The 17,139-nt window shown below is 37.0% G+C and carries 15 protein-coding genes; all 15 read left to right on the top strand.

The genetic code is table 11. The features are described 5' to 3' along the window. Positions 1–3: 3 nt before the first annotated feature. The 15 genes from dxs to EHV10_RS00715 are packed head-to-tail and all read left to right on the top strand — an operon-like array spanning position 4 to position 17,139. Positions 4–1,881, top strand: coding sequence for a 1-deoxy-D-xylulose-5-phosphate synthase (gene dxs, locus EHV10_RS00785; protein ID WP_128672979.1), 1,878 nt, complete (start codon positions 4–6; stop codon positions 1,879–1,881). Then, positions 1,871–2,662, top strand: coding sequence for a TlyA family RNA methyltransferase (locus EHV10_RS00780; protein ID WP_128672978.1), 792 nt, complete (start codon positions 1,871–1,873; stop codon positions 2,660–2,662). The genes dxs and EHV10_RS00780 overlap by 11 nt, the downstream gene beginning before the upstream one ends. Before the next feature lie 17 nt (positions 2,663–2,679). Continuing rightward, positions 2,680–3,504 carry an NAD(+)/NADH kinase gene (locus EHV10_RS00775; protein ID WP_128672977.1) on the top strand — a complete coding sequence of 275 codons (825 nt, stop codon included), beginning with the start codon at positions 2,680–2,682 and terminating at the stop codon, positions 3,502–3,504. Between the two features lies 1 nt (position 3,505). Next, the gene (gene argR / locus EHV10_RS00770; protein ID WP_128672976.1) at positions 3,506–3,961 is read left to right on the top strand and encodes an arginine repressor; all 456 of its coding nucleotides are present in this window, start codon (positions 3,506–3,508) and stop codon (positions 3,959–3,961) included. A gap of 40 nt (positions 3,962–4,001) precedes the next feature. Further along, positions 4,002–5,651, top strand: a complete 1,650-nt coding sequence (recN, locus tag EHV10_RS00765) for a DNA repair protein RecN (RefSeq protein WP_128672975.1) — start codon at positions 4,002–4,004, stop codon at positions 5,649–5,651. Between the two features lie 13 nt (positions 5,652–5,664). Further along, entirely contained in the window at positions 5,665–7,107 is a 1,443-nt protein-coding gene (glgA, locus tag EHV10_RS00760) for a glycogen synthase GlgA (protein ID WP_007592898.1), read from the top strand. Beyond that, positions 7,104–7,589, top strand: coding sequence for an HD domain-containing protein (locus EHV10_RS00755; RefSeq protein WP_128672974.1), 486 nt, complete (start codon positions 7,104–7,106; stop codon positions 7,587–7,589). Before glgA ends, EHV10_RS00755 begins: the two co-directional genes overlap by 4 nt. After that, entirely contained in the window at positions 7,586–8,044 is a 459-nt protein-coding gene (locus tag EHV10_RS00750; protein ID WP_128672973.1) for a divergent PAP2 family protein, read from the top strand. Before EHV10_RS00755 ends, EHV10_RS00750 begins: the two co-directional genes overlap by 4 nt. After that, entirely contained in the window at positions 8,044–8,823 is a 780-nt protein-coding gene (locus EHV10_RS00745) for an HAD family hydrolase (RefSeq protein ID WP_128672972.1), read from the top strand. The genes EHV10_RS00750 and EHV10_RS00745 overlap by 1 nt, the downstream gene beginning before the upstream one ends. Positions 8,824–8,832: 9 nt before the next feature. Continuing rightward, the gene (locus EHV10_RS00740; protein WP_128672971.1) at positions 8,833–9,810 is read left to right on the top strand and encodes a hypothetical protein; all 978 of its coding nucleotides are present in this window, start codon (positions 8,833–8,835) and stop codon (positions 9,808–9,810) included. After that, entirely contained in the window at positions 9,797–10,276 is a 480-nt protein-coding gene (locus EHV10_RS00735) for a DUF5721 family protein (protein WP_128672970.1), read from the top strand. Before EHV10_RS00740 ends, EHV10_RS00735 begins: the two co-directional genes overlap by 14 nt. Position 10,277: 1 nt before the next feature. Further along, positions 10,278–10,796, top strand: a complete 519-nt coding sequence (locus EHV10_RS00730; protein ID WP_128672969.1) for a sigma-70 domain-containing protein — start codon at positions 10,278–10,280, stop codon at positions 10,794–10,796. A gap of 15 nt (positions 10,797–10,811) precedes the next feature. Beyond that, positions 10,812–12,035, top strand: coding sequence for a 6-phosphofructokinase (locus EHV10_RS00725; protein WP_128672968.1), 1,224 nt, complete (start codon positions 10,812–10,814; stop codon positions 12,033–12,035). Positions 12,036–12,057: 22 nt separating this feature from the next. Beyond that, a complete protein-coding gene (locus tag EHV10_RS00720; protein WP_128672967.1) occupies positions 12,058–15,792 on the top strand; it encodes a phosphoribosylformylglycinamidine synthase in 3,735 nt (1,244 codons plus the stop codon). A gap of 27 nt (positions 15,793–15,819) precedes the next feature. After that, the gene (locus EHV10_RS00715) at positions 15,820–17,139 is read left to right on the top strand and encodes an aspartate kinase (RefSeq protein WP_128672966.1); all 1,320 of its coding nucleotides are present in this window, start codon (positions 15,820–15,822) and stop codon (positions 17,137–17,139) included.

The following is a 17,139-nucleotide window of genomic DNA, read 5'->3' as shown; positions in this document are numbered from 1 at the left end:
AATATGATACTTGAAAATATTGAAAAGCCAAGTGATATAAAAAAGTTAAAGAAAAAAGAATTGGATATATTAGCCAGAGAAATAAGAGATTTTCTTATTGAGAAAATAAGTATAACAGGCGGACATTTGGCAAGCAATCTTGGAGTTGTGGAGCTCACCATGGCTATGCATATTGCATTTGATTTGCCTAAAGACAAGATAATATGGGATGTAGGACATCAGTCTTATACTCATAAAATACTCAGCGGAAGAAAGAATGCCTTTGATAATCTTAGAAAATTCGGCGGAATGGCAGGATTTCCAAAAACCAGTGAGTCAAAATTTGATGTCTTTAATACCGGACATTCTTCAACAAGTCTGTCTGCAGGACTGGGAATGGCATTCGGAAGAGATATAAAGGGTGAAAACTACAGAGTCATTTCAGTAATAGGAGACGGTGCTCTTACAGGAGGTATGGCTTATGAAGCATTAAATAATGCGGCTCAGATAAAGAAAAACTTTATTATGGTCCTAAACGACAATGAAATGTCCATTTCAAAAAATGTCGGCGGTATGAATGATTATCTGAACAATATCAGAACCGGTGACGGATACAATAATCTAAAAAAGAGTGTTGTAAATTCATTGGAACGTTTGCCTTATATAGGAAAACCTGTAATAAACAGCCTTAGACAAACAAAAAACGGTATAAAGCAGATATTGATACCGGGAATGTTGTTTGAAAATATGGGTGTTACCTATCTGGGACCTGTAGACGGACATAATATTACCGCACTTTTAAAAGTGTTTGAAGAGGCAAAAAAGGTGGAAGGACCTGTACTTGTACATGTACTTACCAAAAAAGGAAAGGGATATTCACCGGCGGAAAATCACCCTGAAAATTTCCACGGAATAGGAGCATTTGATATTGCAAGCGGTAATGCAAAGTCGGGAAGTAAAAAGCCTACATATACGGATGTTTTTTCAAAAAAAATAGTGGAGCTTGCAAGTGAGAATAAAGATATAGTTGCAATAACGGCGGCAATGCCGGAAGGGTGCGGACTTTTGGATTTTAAAAACAAGTTCCCGAAAAGATTCTTTGATGTGGGTATTGCGGAGCAGCATGCCATAACATCAGCGGCAGGACTTGCGGCGTCAGGGCTTACACCCGTTGTTTGTGTATATTCCTCATTTTTACAAAGAGGATTTGATCAGATAGTGCATGATGTATGCTTGCAAAATCTTCATGTGGTATTTGCAATCGACAGAGCCGGACTTGTAGGCGCTGACGGTGAAACACATCAGGGAATATTTGATGTGTCATTCCTTAGCTGCATTCCGAATATGACTTTGCTTGCACCGAAGAATGCAAAAGAGCTGGAATCATGTCTTGAGTTTGCGATAAATTATACAGGTCCTGTTGCTATAAGGTATCCGAGAGGTATCGCTTATGACAGTTTAAATGAGTTTGAAACACCTATAGAGTTCGGAAAAGGTGAGATACTTTTTGAGGAAAGCGATATAGCCTTGCTTGCAATAGGAAGTATGGTAAGTACAGCTAAAAACCTCAGGGAAAAGCTGAAGGCAAAAGATTTGAATGTATCCGTTGCCAATGCCAGATTCTTTAAGCCCATAGATTTTGATTTGGTGGATAGATTATGTGAAAAACATAAGCTGATTGTGACCATGGAAGAAAATGTGATAAACGGGTCCATAGGTGAAAAAGTGAAAGCATATATTCATGAGAATCATAGTGATGTGGAAGTTTTAAATATTGCACTGCCTGACGGATATGTGGAGCATGGAGATGTGAGTCTTCTAAGAGAGAAACTTGAGATAGATTCAAATTCCATACTGAAAAAAGTTTTAGACAAATATGAGATGATGAAAAATGAAAGATAGATTGGATATACTTTTGGTAAAGCGCGGACTTGCCGAAAGCAGAGAAAAAGCAAAGGCCATAATAATGTCGGGCATTGTATATGTTGACGGACAAAAGGAGGACAAAGCCGGACAGACATTTGCCGAGGAGGTAGATATTGAAGTTCGCGGCAATACATTAAAATATGTGAGCCGCGGCGGACTGAAACTTGAAAAGGCTATGGAGTGCTTTGATGTAAGTGTGGAAAATAAAGTCTGTATGGATATAGGAGCATCAAGCGGAGGCTTTACCGACTGCATGCTTCAAAACGGTGCAATAAAAGTGTACGCAGTGGATGTAGGACATGGACAGCTTGCCTGGAAACTTAGAAATGACGAAAGAGTAGTAGTCATGGAAAAGACGAATATAAGATATGTAAAACCTGAGGATATAGGTGAGGAAATAGATTTTGCAAGTATAGATGTATCTTTTATATCATTGTCAAAAGTTTTACCGGCAGCTTTCAACCTTTTAAAGGAAAACGGCGAGATAGTTGCACTTATAAAACCGCAGTTTGAGGCCGGAAGAGAAAAGGTAGGTAAAAAAGGTGTTGTCAGAGAAAAATCCACACATATAGAAGTTATAGAAAATTGCTTTGAATATGCAAGAGAAAATAATTTCTCCGTAGAAGAACTTGAATTTTCACCTGTAAAGGGCCCTGAGGGAAATATAGAGTACTTATATCATCTGGTAAAAAACAAAAAAGAAGAAAGCAATATAGACATAGAGGCAGTGGTAAATAAAGCTCATGAGAGTTTATAAGAGAAAGCGGAGGAAGAATGAAAAGTTTTTTTCTTGTTGGAAACAGTGAGAAGGACGGAATCAAAAAAGCACTTTTCAATTTGGAAAATAAGATAAAGTCAAAGGGTGGAGTATGTTATAAATCCTATGGCTATATTGATACAAATGACTTCCCGGCTGTAGATTGTGTTATTACACTTGGTGGTGACGGAACTCTTATAAGAGCTGCAAGGGATATATCACATTTAGGAATACCGATCATAGGCATCAATATGGGGCATATGGGTTATCTTACAAGTATCAATAAAGCAGGTGATATAAAGAATATGGTGGATATACTTATCAATGACGAATATTTTATAGAGAAAAGAATGATGATATCCGCCACCGTCATGAGAGACGGGAAAGAAATACGTACTTTGAATGCATTAAATGAAGCTGTTATCACGAGGCTTGAAAGATTAAAAACTATAAGATGCAATGTTTATATTGATGGGGATTTCTTGAATGAATATTCATCTGATGGTATAATTGTAGCAACGCCTACAGGCTCAACCGCATACAATTTGAGTGCGGGAGGACCTATCATAGAGCCAAGCTCCAAGATGATGCTGATAACGGCAATTTGTCCTCATGCCCTAAGTCAAAGAAGCATAGTACTTTCATCCTCAAAAGTAATACGTGTTTCATTTAATGACAATTTAAAGTCCAACAGAGAACTTGTAGTGGACGGCGATGAGAGTGTGATCCTGGAAAATAAGGACGTGATTGAATTAAGAGAGTCGGAAATATATGCCGGACTTATAAAATTAAAGAAGGGGAGTTTTCTGGACAACATCAGAAATAAGATGAATAGGATTTGATATGAAAACAAAAAGACATTCAAAGATTGTGGAACTCATTAACTCGTATGATATCGAGACACAGGAGGAACTTGCTCAAAGGCTGGAAGAGGGCGGTTTTGCAGTAACTCAGGCTACAGTTTCAAGAGATATCAGAGATTTAAAGCTTTCAAAGGTGGTAATGGCTAACGGAAAGCAAAAGTATTCTCTGATGCCTAAGCAGGACGGGATTTCTGAAAAATATGTAAGGATACTTAGAGAAGCCTTTGTATCAATGGATATGGCACAAAATATTCTTGTTGTAAAGACTGTGTCGGGTATGGCTATGGCGGCTGCGGCAGCTCTTGATTCCATGCAGATGAGTGAGATAGTAGGTTGTATTGCAGGTGATGATACAATTATGGCGGCCATAAGAAGTGTAGATGATACAGTGGTTGTCATGGAAAGAATAAGAAAACTTGTTTATAAGAATGAATAAGTATAACGATGTATCAGGGTAGTATCTAAAAAGGAGAATTATGCTGATAGAATTACATATAAAAAATCTTGCATTAATAAAAAAAGCGGATATTTACTTTAAAGAGGGACTTAGTGTACTTAGCGGTGAGACAGGTGCGGGAAAATCTATTTTGATAGATTCAATAAATCTTGCCTTGGGTGCAAAGACGAGTAAAGATATTATAAGAACAGGTGAAAATGAGGGAATTGTAGAACTTATTTTCACATTGGATGAGAAGCGAAAAGAAAAACTGAAAACACTGGATATTTCTTTTGAAGACGACTTGCTCATAATAACCAGAAAAATAAGCTCTACAAGAAGTGTGTGCAGAATCAATGATGAAACCGTAACTCTTGCAAAGCTGCGGGAGATTACAGACACTTTGATAGACATTCATGGACAGCATGAACATCAGTCACTTCTAAGTGCAGGTAATAATCTGATACTTTTAGATTCTTTTTGTCCTGAAAAGCTTATGGAGATAAAGAAGAATTTATCAAAAAATTACAGTGAGTTAAAAAAGATAAATCAAAGAATTCAGGAAGGAATAAATGAAAGACTCAGGAAAAGAGAAATCGATATTCTGGATTTTGAAATATCCGAGATAAAAAAAGCCGATATAAAGCCTAATGAAGAAGAAGAACTTGAGCAGGTATTTAAAAAGGGAAAGAGTATCTCAAAGATAAATGATGTGCTTTCAGATTTGCTTGAAGAGCTTGAAAATGAAGATATAGGAAGCAATATTAAGTCGGTTTCAGAAATTGCGGCATTGGACGACAGCTTGGATATTGTATTGTCAAATTTAAATACCATTGAAGATTTTATAGCTGAAACAATGCATTATACAAGCAGATACCTTGATAATCTTGAATACAATGAAGAGGAATATGACAGGGTTATAGAGAGACTGGATACAATAAGACATATAAAAACAAAATATTCAAGTGATTATAATAAAATCAAAGAGCTCTTAAAAGAAAAAGAAAAGAGACTTGAATTTTTAAAAGATTTTGAGGATAAAGTACTTGTACTGAAGGAAAATGCAATAAAACTTGAAGACAGTATAATAAAAGACTGTACAAAAATCAGCGAAATAAGAAAAGATGTTGCAATTACATTGGCCAAAAGAATAAAAGAAGAACTTGAAGATTTAAACTTCCTCGGAGTGGAATTTGAAATCAAATTCACAAAAAGAGAGAAGATTTCAAGAGACGGATTTGACGTAGTTGAATTTTTGATAAGTACAAATCCGGGACAACCTCTAAAACCTTTACAAACGGTTGCAAGCGGCGGTGAGCTGTCCAGAATAATGCTGGCATTAAAGACTGTTTTTGCAAACAATGATGAGATACAGACTTTAATATTTGATGAGATAGATACGGGTATAAGCGGAAAGACTGCGGTAAAAGTAGGAGAAAAACTCAGTCATATATCAAGAAGTCATCAGGTACTGTGTATTTCACATTTGCCGCAGATAGCTGTAATGGCGGATCAAAATTTATTTATATCAAAGTCTACAGACGGAAAGTCTACACAAACGAATATTGATTTACTGGATAAGGATGGTAAAATAAAAGAGATAGCCAGATTGATAGGCGGAAATAATTTGACTGAAGTTGTACTTAAAACCGCAAGGGAAATGGTACAGGAAGCAGACTCAAGAAAATAAGGAGGGAACACTTATGAAGAAGATATTATTTGTTGCATCGGAAGCGGTACCGTTTATTAAAACAGGCGGTTTGGCGGATGTGGTCGGCTCTTTACCGAAGTATTTGGATAAGAGATATTTTGATGCCAGAGTTATTTTGCCGAAGTATATGTGTATGAAGGAAGAAATAAGAAATTCTCTGGAATATATAGGTGATTTCTATATTGATTATGCCGGCTCAAGTAAGTATGTAGGAGTATTAAAGAAGGAAGTTGAAGGAGTAACATTTTATTTTATAGATAATGAAGAGTACTTCGGAGGCCCAAAGCCGTATGGAGACTGGCTTTACGATATTGAAAAGTTTATTTTCTTCTCACAGGCCGCTCTTTGTGCGCTGCCTTTTGTAGACTTCAGACCCGACCTTATTCACTGTCATGACTGGCAAACCGGTTTGGTACCTGTATATTTGAAGGACAGATTTGCAGGCGGAGATTTCTTTAGAGGGATAAAGTCTGTATTTACAATACATAATCTTAAATTCCAAGGTACTTGGGATGTTAAGACAATACAGTATTTTTCAGGCTTAAGTGATTATTATTTCACACCTGATAAGCTTGAGGCATTTAAGGATGCGAACCTCTTAAAGGGCGGACTTGTATATGCTGACGCTATAACAACAGTATCAAAGACATATGCAAATGAAATACAAAATCCTTTCTATGGTGAAGGATTGGACGGACTTTTAAGAGCCAGACAAAATGATCTTAGAGGAATTGTAAACGGTATTGATTATAATGAGTTTGATCCTGAAACAGACAAGCTTATTTATAAAAATTATAACAGTAAGAACTTCAGAAAAGAAAAAATTAAAAATAAGAGAGCTTTACAAAAAGAGCTCGGACTGCCTGTAGACGATAATAAGTTTATGCTTGCGGTCATTTCAAGACTTACGGATCAAAAGGGATTTGATTTGGTAGAATATATGATGGATCAAATCTGTGAGGAGAATGTACAGCTTGTGGTACTGGGAACCGGAGATGACAGATATGAAAACATGTTCAGACATTATGCATGGAAATACCCTGACAGAGTATCTGCAAATATCTATTACTCCGAGGAGATGTCACATAAGATATATGCAGCTGCGGATGCCTTCCTTATGCCTTCGCTGTTTGAACCTTGCGGTCTCAGCCAGCTGATGTCTTTAAGATACGGAACTCTTCCGATAGTTCGTGAGACAGGTGGACTTTGTGATACCGTAGAAAGCTACAATGAATTCGAGTCAAAGGGTACAGGTTTCTCATTTGCAAATTATAATGCACATGAGATGCTTGACAGAATAAATTTTGCTAAGCATATTTATTATGATAAAAAAAGAGAATGGAATAAGATGATTGACAGAGCGATGGCTGTGGACTTCTCATGGAAGCAGTCTGCACTTGAGTATCAGGCTCTGTATGATTGGTTAATAGGATGAAAGAATATTTAAATAATATAGAGTATATGGAATGTGTGAAAGATATACTTAACAGTGAAATTTTTCAAAAACTGGACGGCTTCGTTCAACATGGATGCACATCTACAATGGAGCACAGTATAGACGTTTCATATACAACATATTTAGTGTGCAAAAAACTTGGTTTAAATTATAAATCTGCTGCAAGAGCGGCACTTTTACATGATTTTTACCTATATGACTGGCATAGACCGACAAAGGAAACGGGAGCATTTTTACATGGCTTCACACATCCTTACAGGGCGGCAAAAAATGCAAAAGAGTATTTTAATATAACAAATAAAGAAGCAAGTATGATTAAAACTCATATGTTTCCTTTAACACCGATTCCTCCTCTTTCAAGGGAGGGATGGGTGCTTACAATGGCTGACAAGTCAACTTCTATAAATGAAATAATTGCAAATATGAAAAATGTTCACAGAGCGGGGGAGGGGACAGTATGAGTGTTTTAGATGAGATTGTTTCAAATCAGGTGCTCATCAGTGCGGCTCTCGGATGGCTGGTTGCTCAGTTTTTAAAAACAATGATTGATATATGGTATAATAAATCATTTTCACCCGACAGACTCTGGGGAAGTGGCGGAATGCCGAGTTCACATTCGGCTACGGTATGTGCTCTGGCAACCTCAAGTGCATTAAAACACGGGTTTGCAGGTTTTGAGTTTGCCGTTACATTTATTTTTGCTTTGGTTGTTATGTATGATGCAATGGGAGTAAGAAGAGAGACGGGAAAGCAGGCAAAACTTCTTAATATGATTCTGGAAAATAATATTTTTGAAGATAATTTTGAACATTTTGAAGAAAGATTGAAAGAATTCGTAGGACATACTCCGCTACAGGTATTTATGGGTGCGATTTTAGGTATTGTTATAGCATTTGTAATTGGAGGAATATATTAATGATAAAACTTATTGCCTCGGATGTGGACGGGACTTTAGTAAGTGACGGCGGTGGCAAGCTTGATAAAAGAATAGTTGATATGATAAAGGCTGTTCATGACAAAGGAATTCATTTTGTCGTTGCCTCCGGAAGGCAGTGGGTGAGTATAGAAAATGTCTTTGAAGAAGTAAAGGACAAGATATTTTATATATCCGATAACGGAGCTTATATCGGAGTAAACGGCAGAAGTCTGTTTATAAATAAAATGGATGATGAGATTTCAAAGAAATTGATCCTTGATATAAGAAAAAACAAGGATTTGATTGCAATAGTTGCAGATGAATCATCATACTATATTGAGGAAAACAATGAATTCCTTATAGACTGGATAAGAGGAGGATACAGGGGCAGAATAGAACTTGTAGACGACCTTACCAAGGTGGAAGATATAATAAAAATTTCCGCATATTCGGAGAATGTATACGGTAAGGCCGATGATATTATAGAAAAATATTCGGATAAACTTTTGGTAAATTATGCAGGTGAGATGTGGCTTGACTGTACCGCAAAGGGAGTAAGCAAAGGAAATGCTCTAAAGAAGCTTCAGGAAGCTTTTGATATAAAGGAAAACGAGACAATGGTTTTCGGTGATCAGGCCAATGATGTTGAAATGTTTAAAGCCGCTTACTATTCATTCGCAGTAGAAAATGCGGCTCCGGTAGCAAAAAAAGCGGCAAGATTTATGGCAGACAGCAATGAAAACCTTGGAGTTTTGAAGATATTAAACTATCTGCTTTAGGAGACAAAATTGAAGAGAAAATTTTTAGTCGGATTAATAACGGCTCTTTTTATTTCAGGTTGTGGAATAAAAACTTCCGGCATAAGTGAAAATATAAAGATAAATTTATCAGAAAACAAACTTGGATATAATTACAGTCAGATGCTTATTCCCGCACTGTCGGAGAGTCAAATTATGACCGATACATATACCGATGCAATATGGGACAGCTATGTTGACAAGGAAAGAAATATTACATTTAGAGATAATTTTTATAATGACTTAAAAAATTATTATAAAGAACTTGTTGTACTTAAAAAAATAGCGGGAAACGAAAATATTACATTATCTGAGCAGGATAAAACAAAGGCATTAAAACTTTCAAAGATATTTTACGATGAAAATGTAGCAAACAGTGAAAATTTCCCGGGACTTACAAAAGAAGACTGTGATACGGTTTTCATGGATTATGTTTTGGTGGATAAAACAAAAAAAGAATTGATTGAAAAGAATGTAAAAGAAGTCAGCGAAAGTGAAGCCAGAATAATGGATTTTCATGTGATTGAGGTTTCAGATTTTGAACTGGCAAATACTCTTTTAGACAGATTAAAAAATGGCGAGAATTGTGTGAAACTGGCAACTCAATTTTCGGAAAGCGACAGTATTTCAAGAAGCATAGCGATAAATGACGAAACTGATGATGTAAAGAACACTTTGGAAGTAATGGAAGACGGAAGTGTAAGTCCTATAGTTACAAACAAGGGTAAATATGTGCTTTATAAATGCGTAAAGAGCTATAATGCGGAAGCTACAAAAAAGAATAAGCAAAGAATAAAAGAGGAAAGAGAATCGGCATATCTGTTGAATTTATATAATGAGTTTGTAAAAGAAAATCCTATTGATATAAACGAAAATGAGTTTAATAAGGTTTGCAAAAATTCAGGCTCTCATCTTTCGGGAAGAGATTTCTTTACGCTTTGGTCGGAGGAAGCAAATGCTGGTCTTTGAGATTTTAGAAGTTAAGGAATTTACAAAATTGCTCTTTATGACAGATATATTCGATAAATTTACTGTTGTGGAAGCGGAGTTTCATACATTTGTAAAATTTGATATTAACGGTAAGCTTAATAAGTCTTATTTCGACGAAGAGGAAAACAGAGATTTTTGTACCTGGGGTGAAATAAGGCCTATTTGCTTTCAAATAATAAAGGGGAAGAGAAGACCTACTTTTTTTAAGCTGATTTTTAAGTTTTCAGAAGAATTTACAAGAGATTGGATCAAGAAAAATACAACAAAAGATATAGATGGGGATTTGTATTTGAATATAAGATATTCGGATAAAAAGATGAATTTAATATCTTCGTTTTCACCGAAAACTTTTTTACTTGACAGAGAAATTATAAATGACTTTGATATGTATGTAAAAAATATGTTTAGAAGAATAAATATTACAGTGGAAGAAACGGGAGAATAAAGTGAAGGATAAGAGCATTCTTGAGATGTATCTGGAGGATATGAAGGAGATAAAACCTCTTGAAGAATCAGAACTTGATACATTAAAAAAAGCACTCTCCAATGGAGATAACAGTGCAAAAAACAGGATTATCGAAGGTCATATGATGTATGCTACAGAGCTTATACAGCCATTTGTAGGTTGCGGTCAGGAAATAACTGATTTGATAAGTGAGAGTCATCTGGCGCTTACAATGGCTGTGGCTGAGTATAAATCCGGAGATTTAAAAGAGCAGATAAGAACAGCTGTGGAAAAAAGACTCAATGAGATAATTGATGAGGAAACAAAGGTAAAGAATGCTTCAAATATGCTGGCGGACAGACTGAACGATTTAATGGAAGCATCAAGGATTTTGGCACAGGAGTACGGCAGAGAAGCAAGTGTGGAAGAACTCTCGGACAGACTCATGGTTCCAAAAGATGAAGTGGAAGAACTTCTAAAAATCAGTTTGAATGCAATGGATCCGGAAAAAAATATTTAGAATATGGAGGAGCTTATGGAAGAGAGAAAAAATTTGATTGTAGGTCAGTCGGGAGGACCTACAGCGGCTATAAATGCATCTTTGGCGGGAGTGTGTTGCGGAGCAAAGCATTTCGGATTTGAAAAGGTGTATGGAATGAGATTCGGAATCGAGGGATTCTTAAATGAAAAAATAGTAGACCTTGATGAAACACTTAATTCAGAACTTAATATTGAACTTTTAAAAAGAACGCCGAGTTCATATCTGGGCTCTTGCAGATACAAGCTGCCAAAGCCTGAAGCAGGTAATGAAGTTTATCAAAAGGCATTTGAGCTTCTTGAAAAGCACAGTATAGATGTCTTTGTCTATATAGGCGGAAACGATTCTATGGATACAATACTTAAGATGTCGGAGTATGCAAAAATTATAGGAAGCCAGATAAAGTTTATCGGAATTCCTAAGACTATTGATAATGATTTACCTGTTACAGATCATACACCGGGATACGGAAGTGCGGCAAAATACATAGCTACATGTATTTCTGAGGTTGTAAGAGACTCAAATGTATATGATTTAAAGAGTGTGACATTTGTTGAGATAATGGGAAGAAATGCAGGCTGGCTTACAGCAGCTGCAGCTTTGGCTAAGAACAGTTTCAATGACGGAGCGGATTTTATTCTCTTACCTGAAATAGGTTTAAATCTGAAAGAATTTATAAATATACTTGGAAACAGACTAAATGAAAAGAATAATATTGTTGTGGCGGTATCTGAGGGTATAAAAGATCAAAACGGAAATTATATAAGCGAGGATGAGGGAAATGTGGATGCATTCGGACATAAGATGCTTTCAGGAACTGCAGCTTACCTTGCTAAAAAAATAAAAAGTGAACTTGGCGTAAAAACAAGAGCCGTGGAAATAAATACATTGCAAAGAGCGGCGGCTCACCTTCAAAGTAAAACCGATATAGATGAGGCTTTCAATATCGGATTTTTAGGGGTAAAGGCCGGAATTGAGGGTGAAACCGGAGTTATGATGTATTTTGACAGGGTAAATGACGCCCCATATTTGTCTATTGTAAGAAAATGTGATATAAATTTAGTTGCAAACATAGAAAAAGAAATCCCGAGAGGTTGGATAAGCGAGGATGGATTTGGAGTAAATGAAAAATTCATTGAGTATGCGAAACCGCTTATTGCGGGTGAACTTTCAAATATTGTTTGTGAAGGAATACAAAGTCATATAGTTAGTCTTAAGTAGTGGTTTCCGAGGAGGAAAGAAGATGGGCGTTAGAAGGATTTATGTAGAAAAGAAGCCGGATTTTGCTATAAGAGCAAAGGAACTTTTGAGTGAGCTTAGGAGCTATTTGGGCTTGAAAAACCTTGATGATGTCAGGGTTTTGGTCAGGTACGATATTGAAAACATATCGGATGAAGACTATAAAAAAAGCCTGGATACTATATTTTGTGAACCGCCGCTTGATATCTGTTACGAAAATAGGTTTTCACATCTTGAAAGTGACTTTTACTTCACTGTAGAGTATTTGCCGGGACAGTTTGATCAAAGGGCTGATTCCGCAATACAATGTGTGAAGTTGCTTGGAAGTGAAGATGATATAAATATCTGTTCGGCAACAACTTATATTTTCTCGGGGCAGTTTAGTGAAACCGACAAGGAGAGTATAAGAAATTACTGTATAAATCCTGTAGACTCAAGGATTGCCGATGAGTTTATACCCGAAACTTTAAAAACAGACTTTGAAATGCCTAAGGATGTGGAGTCTATAGAATGCTTTATAACTATGGATGAAAAGGACTTGAAAGATTGTTATGAGAGTCTTTCCTTGGCTATGACATTTGATGACTTTAAATTTATACAAGATTATTTAAAAAATGATGAAAACAGAAATCCCTCTGTCACTGAGATAAGAGTACTGGATACATATTGGTCCGACCACTGTAGACATACCACTTTTTCAACTCAGCTAAAAGACGTAAGCTTTGAGGAGGGATTTTTTGGCGTTCCTATAAAAGAATCATATGAAAGATATTTAGATGACAGAAAGGTTCTTTATAAGGACAAAAAAGACAAGAAAATCTGCCTGATGGATATTGCACTTTTGGCTATGAAGAAGCTTAAGGCCGATAAGATTCTTACTGATGTGGAGGAAAGTGATGAGATAAACGCCTGCTCAATTGTAGTGCCGATAGTTGTTGACGGTAAAACGGAGGAGTGGCTTATCAATTTTAAGAATGAAACTCATAACCACCCTACTGAGATAGAGCCGTTCGGTGGGGCGGCAACCTGTCTTGGAGGTGCTATAAGAGATCCGCTTTCAGGAAGAACTTATGTTTATCAGGCTATGAGAATTACAGGTGCCGCAGATCCTACATTGCCTATTGAAAAGACAATGCAGGGTAAACTTCCGCAAAGAAAGATAGTAACAGGAGCAGCACACGGATATTCATCATATGGCAATCAGATAGGTCTGGCCACAGGATATGTAAAAGAGATATACCATCCAAACTATGTTGCAAAGAGAATGGAGATCGGAGCGGTAATGGGAGCCGCAAAGAGAGCAAATGTTATCAGAAAAACATCGGATCCGGGTGATATCATAGTACTTCTTGGAGGTAGAACGGGAAGAGACGGCATAGGAGGTGCTACAGGTTCAAGCAAAGTTCACAAGACTGATTCCATAATGACTGCAGGTGCAGAGGTGCAAAAGGGAAATGCACCTACCGAGAGAAAGATACAAAGGCTTTTTAAAAGACCTGAGGTAACAATACTTATAAAGAAATGTAACGACTTCGGTGCCGGTGGAGTATCTGTGGCAATAGGAGAACTTGCAGACGGACTTATTATCGATCTTGATAAAGTGTCTAAAAAATATGAAGGACTTGACGGTACAGAGCTTGCAATATCCGAATCACAGGAGAGAATGGCTGTGGTACTCTCACCTGAATCGGTAGAAGAATTTTGCAAATATGCAGAGGAAGAAAATCTTGAAACCGGTATTGTAGCAAAGGTTTTGGAAGAAAAAAGGCTGAAAATGACATGGAGAGGCAAAACTATAGTTGATTTATCAAGGGCATTTCTTGATACAAACGGTGCTACCTCTACAACAGATGTTTGTGTAAAAGCTCCAAATGAAGAAAAAAATCCTTTTAAATACAAAAAAACAGAAAAAAATATAGAAAAAAGATGGATTGAAACAGTTTCGGATCTGAATGTGGCTTCACAAAAGGGACTTGTAGAGATGTTTGACTCAAGTATAGGCGCAAAGAGTGTACTCATGCCATACGGTGGAAAATATCAGCTTTCAGAGACTCAGAGTATGGTAGCCAAGTTGCCGCTTTTGGATGAAAAAAGTGATGCGGTTACCATTATGAGCTATGGATTTGATCCGTATCTGTCAAGCTGGAGCCCATATCATGGTGCAATGTATGCTATAGTCAGCTCTTTAAGTAAAATTGTAGCAGCAGGTGGAGATTATAAAAAAGTACATTTTACTTTCCAGGAATACTTTAGAAGAATGACTGAGAGTTCTACTTGGGGAGAGCCGCTATCGGCACTTCTTGGAGCGTATGAAGCACAGATGAAGCTTGGACTTGCGTCCATAGGCGGTAAAGACTCAATGTCAGGTTCATTTAATGATATAAATGTACCTCCTACTTTGGTTTCTTTTGCGGTGGCGGTAGGTGATAATAAAAATATTATATCTACAGAGTTTAAAAATTCCGGGAATAAGCTCTACTTCGTAAAATTAAAGAGAGATAAATACGATCTTCCTGATTTTGAATATTTAAAGAGAATATACAGTGATATTCAAACAGAGATAGAAAATAAAAAAATAGTAAGTGCATTTGTTTTGGAGAGAAACGGAATAGCGGAGGCCGTTTCAAAGATGTGCTTTGGAAATATGTTGGGCGTAAGCCTTAAAGCGGATGAAGAGACTTTATTCAGTCCGGAGTTTGGAGGCTTTTTGCTGGAATCCGAGTCGGAACTTGATTTTGAAGGAGCAAGCTGTATCGGAGAGGTAATTAAAGAGCCGAAGATTATAGTAAATTCAGAAGAAATTTCACTTGATAAGATATTGGAAAACTGGAAAAAACCGCTTGAGAGTGTATTCCCTTCAGTAGAAGAGCCTGAGAATAAAGAGGAGCTTGAAGATAAATTATACCAAGCGGGGAGCATTTATATTGCAAAAGAAAAAAATGCTCTACCAAGAGTATTCATTCCCGTTATGCCGGGAACCAACTGCGAGTATGATTCTATAAGAGCGTTTAGAAGAGCCGGTGCAAGTGCTGAGGCATTTGTATTTAGAAACAGTTCACCTTCAGCTATAAAGGAATCTGTTGAGCATTATAAAAATGAAATAAGAAATTCACAGATAATAATGTTCCCGGGAGGATTTTCTGCAGGTGATGAGCCTGACGGTTCCGCAAAGTTTTTTGCTACAGTTTTCAGAAATGAAGTTTTGAAAAAAGAAGTTGAAGATTTGCTTTTGAGAGACGGTCTGATACTTGGAATTTGCAACGGTTTCCAGACGCTTATAAAGCTTGGACTTTTGCCTGACGGAAAGATAAAAGCACAGGAAGAGTTTTCAGCAACTTTGGCTACAAATACTATCGGCAGACATATTTCAAAAATGGCATATATTAAAGTTGTAAGTAATAAATCACCATGGCTTATAAATGCAAATCTTGGAGATGTGTATGCAAATCCGGTTTCACATGGAGAGGGAAGATTTGTAGCTCCGAAAGAAAAAATAGATGAGTTGTTTAAAAACGGACAGGTAGCTACAAGATATGTGGATTTAAACGGAAATCCTACAATGTGCGGTGAGTACAATCCGAACGGTTCTTACGCAGCTATAGAAGGAATTACAAGCTCGGACGGAAGGATTTTCGGTAAGATGGCACACTCCGAAAGAAGAGAAAACGGCGTTGCCATAAATGTTTTTGAAAAACAGGACTTGCAAATCTTTGAATCTGGTGTAAAATATTTCAGATAAATCAGATAAAAAGGTTTGGAGAAGATAATGATAAAAGTAGTAAAATTTGGAGGCAGCTCACTGGCCAGTGCACATCAATTTAAAAAAGTGGGAGATATCATAAAGGCTGATAAATCAAGAAGATTTGTTGTTCCGTCCGCACCCGGAAAAAGAAATTCCAAGGATGAGAAGGTAACAGACCTTTTATATGAGACATATGATGCGGCTGTAGAAGGCGGTTCATATAAGAAAAAATTTGAAAAGATCAAAGCAAGATATGAAGAGATTATAGACGGACTTTCACTTGATTTAAATCTTGATCATGAGTTTGCAAAGATAGAGGAAAACTTTTTAAATAAAGCAGGCAGAGAATATGCGGCATCAAGAGGAGAGTATTTAAACGGCCTTATAATGGCAAAATATCTGGGTGTGGAGTTTGTAGATCCTGCTGAAATGATATTTTTCTTTGAGGACGGTACATTTGACTCGGAGGCTACAAATAAGGAAGTTGCGGAAAGACTTGAAAAAGTTCAAAGAGCGGTAATACCGGGATTTTACGGCAGTGACCATAGCGGAAAAATCAGAACATTCTCAAGAGGAGGTTCAGATATCACAGGTTCCATAGTTGCCAGAGGTATAAAGGCTGATATGTATGAGAACTGGACTGATGTATCGGGATTTTTGGTGGCTGATCCGAGAGTAATCCCAAACCCTGAGACCATTGAATCAATAACATATAAGGAGCTTAGAGAGCTTGCATATATGGGTGCTTCAGTACTTCATGAGGATGCAATCTTCCCTGTAAGAAAAGAGGGTATTCCTATTAATATAAGAAATACCAACAAGCCTGAAGATAAGGGTACAATGATAGTAGAGAGTACTTGCAAGAGCTCAAAGTTTACTATCACAGGTATTGCAGGTAAGAAGGGATTTTGCGCCATAAATGTCGATAAGGCAATGATGAACTCGGAAGTAGGATTCTGCGCAAGAGTATTGGATGTTTTTGCACAGAACAATATATCTATAGAACATATGCCTTCAGGTATTGACACTATGACCGTACTTGTACATCAGTCTGAGTTTGAAGAGCATGAGCAGCAGATAGTTTCAGGTATACATAGAGCTGTAGGCCCTGATACTGTAGAAATGGAATCAGGACTTGCACTTATAGCTGTAGTCGGAAGAGGTATGAAGGCAAACAGAGGTACTGCAGGAAGAATATTTGCGGCACTTGCGCATGCCAGAGTCAATGTAAAGATGATAGATCAGGGTTCATCAGAGCTTAATATCATTGTAGGTGTTAAGGAAAACGACTTTGAAACAACTATAAAGGCTATATATGATATGTTTGTGAAATCGGTATCTTAA

The organism is Lachnoanaerobaculum gingivalis, assembly GCF_003862475.1.
Taxonomy (GTDB): domain Bacteria; phylum Bacillota; class Clostridia; order Lachnospirales; family Lachnospiraceae; genus Lachnoanaerobaculum; species Lachnoanaerobaculum gingivalis.
Note: the sequence above shows the minus strand (reverse complement) of the source record. Positions and strands in the feature narration are given on the sequence as shown.

What these genes read in the sequence shown, in the direction of transcription:
- EHV10_RS00755 (WP_128672974.1), top strand. Translation starts at nt 7,104, where the DNA reads ATGAAAGAATATTTAAATAATATAGAGTATATGGAATGTGTGAAAGAT.
- EHV10_RS00780 (WP_128672978.1), top strand. Translation starts at nt 1,871, where the DNA reads ATGAAAGATAGATTGGATATACTTTTGGTAAAGCGCGGACTTGCCGAA.
- EHV10_RS00775 (WP_128672977.1), top strand. Translation starts at nt 2,680, where the DNA reads ATGAAAAGTTTTTTTCTTGTTGGAAACAGTGAGAAGGACGGAATCAAA.
- recN (WP_128672975.1), top strand. Translation starts at nt 4,002, where the DNA reads ATGCTGATAGAATTACATATAAAAAATCTTGCATTAATAAAAAAAGCG.
- EHV10_RS00715 (WP_128672966.1), top strand. Translation starts at nt 15,820, where the DNA reads ATGATAAAAGTAGTAAAATTTGGAGGCAGCTCACTGGCCAGTGCACAT.
- glgA (WP_007592898.1), top strand. Translation starts at nt 5,665, where the DNA reads ATGAAGAAGATATTATTTGTTGCATCGGAAGCGGTACCGTTTATTAAA.
- dxs (WP_128672979.1), top strand. Translation starts at nt 4, where the DNA reads ATGATACTTGAAAATATTGAAAAGCCAAGTGATATAAAAAAGTTAAAG.
- EHV10_RS00750 (WP_128672973.1), top strand. Translation starts at nt 7,586, where the DNA reads ATGAGTGTTTTAGATGAGATTGTTTCAAATCAGGTGCTCATCAGTGCG.
- argR (WP_128672976.1), top strand. Translation starts at nt 3,506, where the DNA reads ATGAAAACAAAAAGACATTCAAAGATTGTGGAACTCATTAACTCGTAT.
- EHV10_RS00720 (WP_128672967.1), top strand. Translation starts at nt 12,058, where the DNA reads ATGGGCGTTAGAAGGATTTATGTAGAAAAGAAGCCGGATTTTGCTATA.
- EHV10_RS00745 (WP_128672972.1), top strand. Translation starts at nt 8,044, where the DNA reads ATGATAAAACTTATTGCCTCGGATGTGGACGGGACTTTAGTAAGTGAC.
- EHV10_RS00735 (WP_128672970.1), top strand. Translation starts at nt 9,797, where the DNA reads ATGCTGGTCTTTGAGATTTTAGAAGTTAAGGAATTTACAAAATTGCTC.
- EHV10_RS00725 (WP_128672968.1), top strand. Translation starts at nt 10,812, where the DNA reads ATGGAAGAGAGAAAAAATTTGATTGTAGGTCAGTCGGGAGGACCTACA.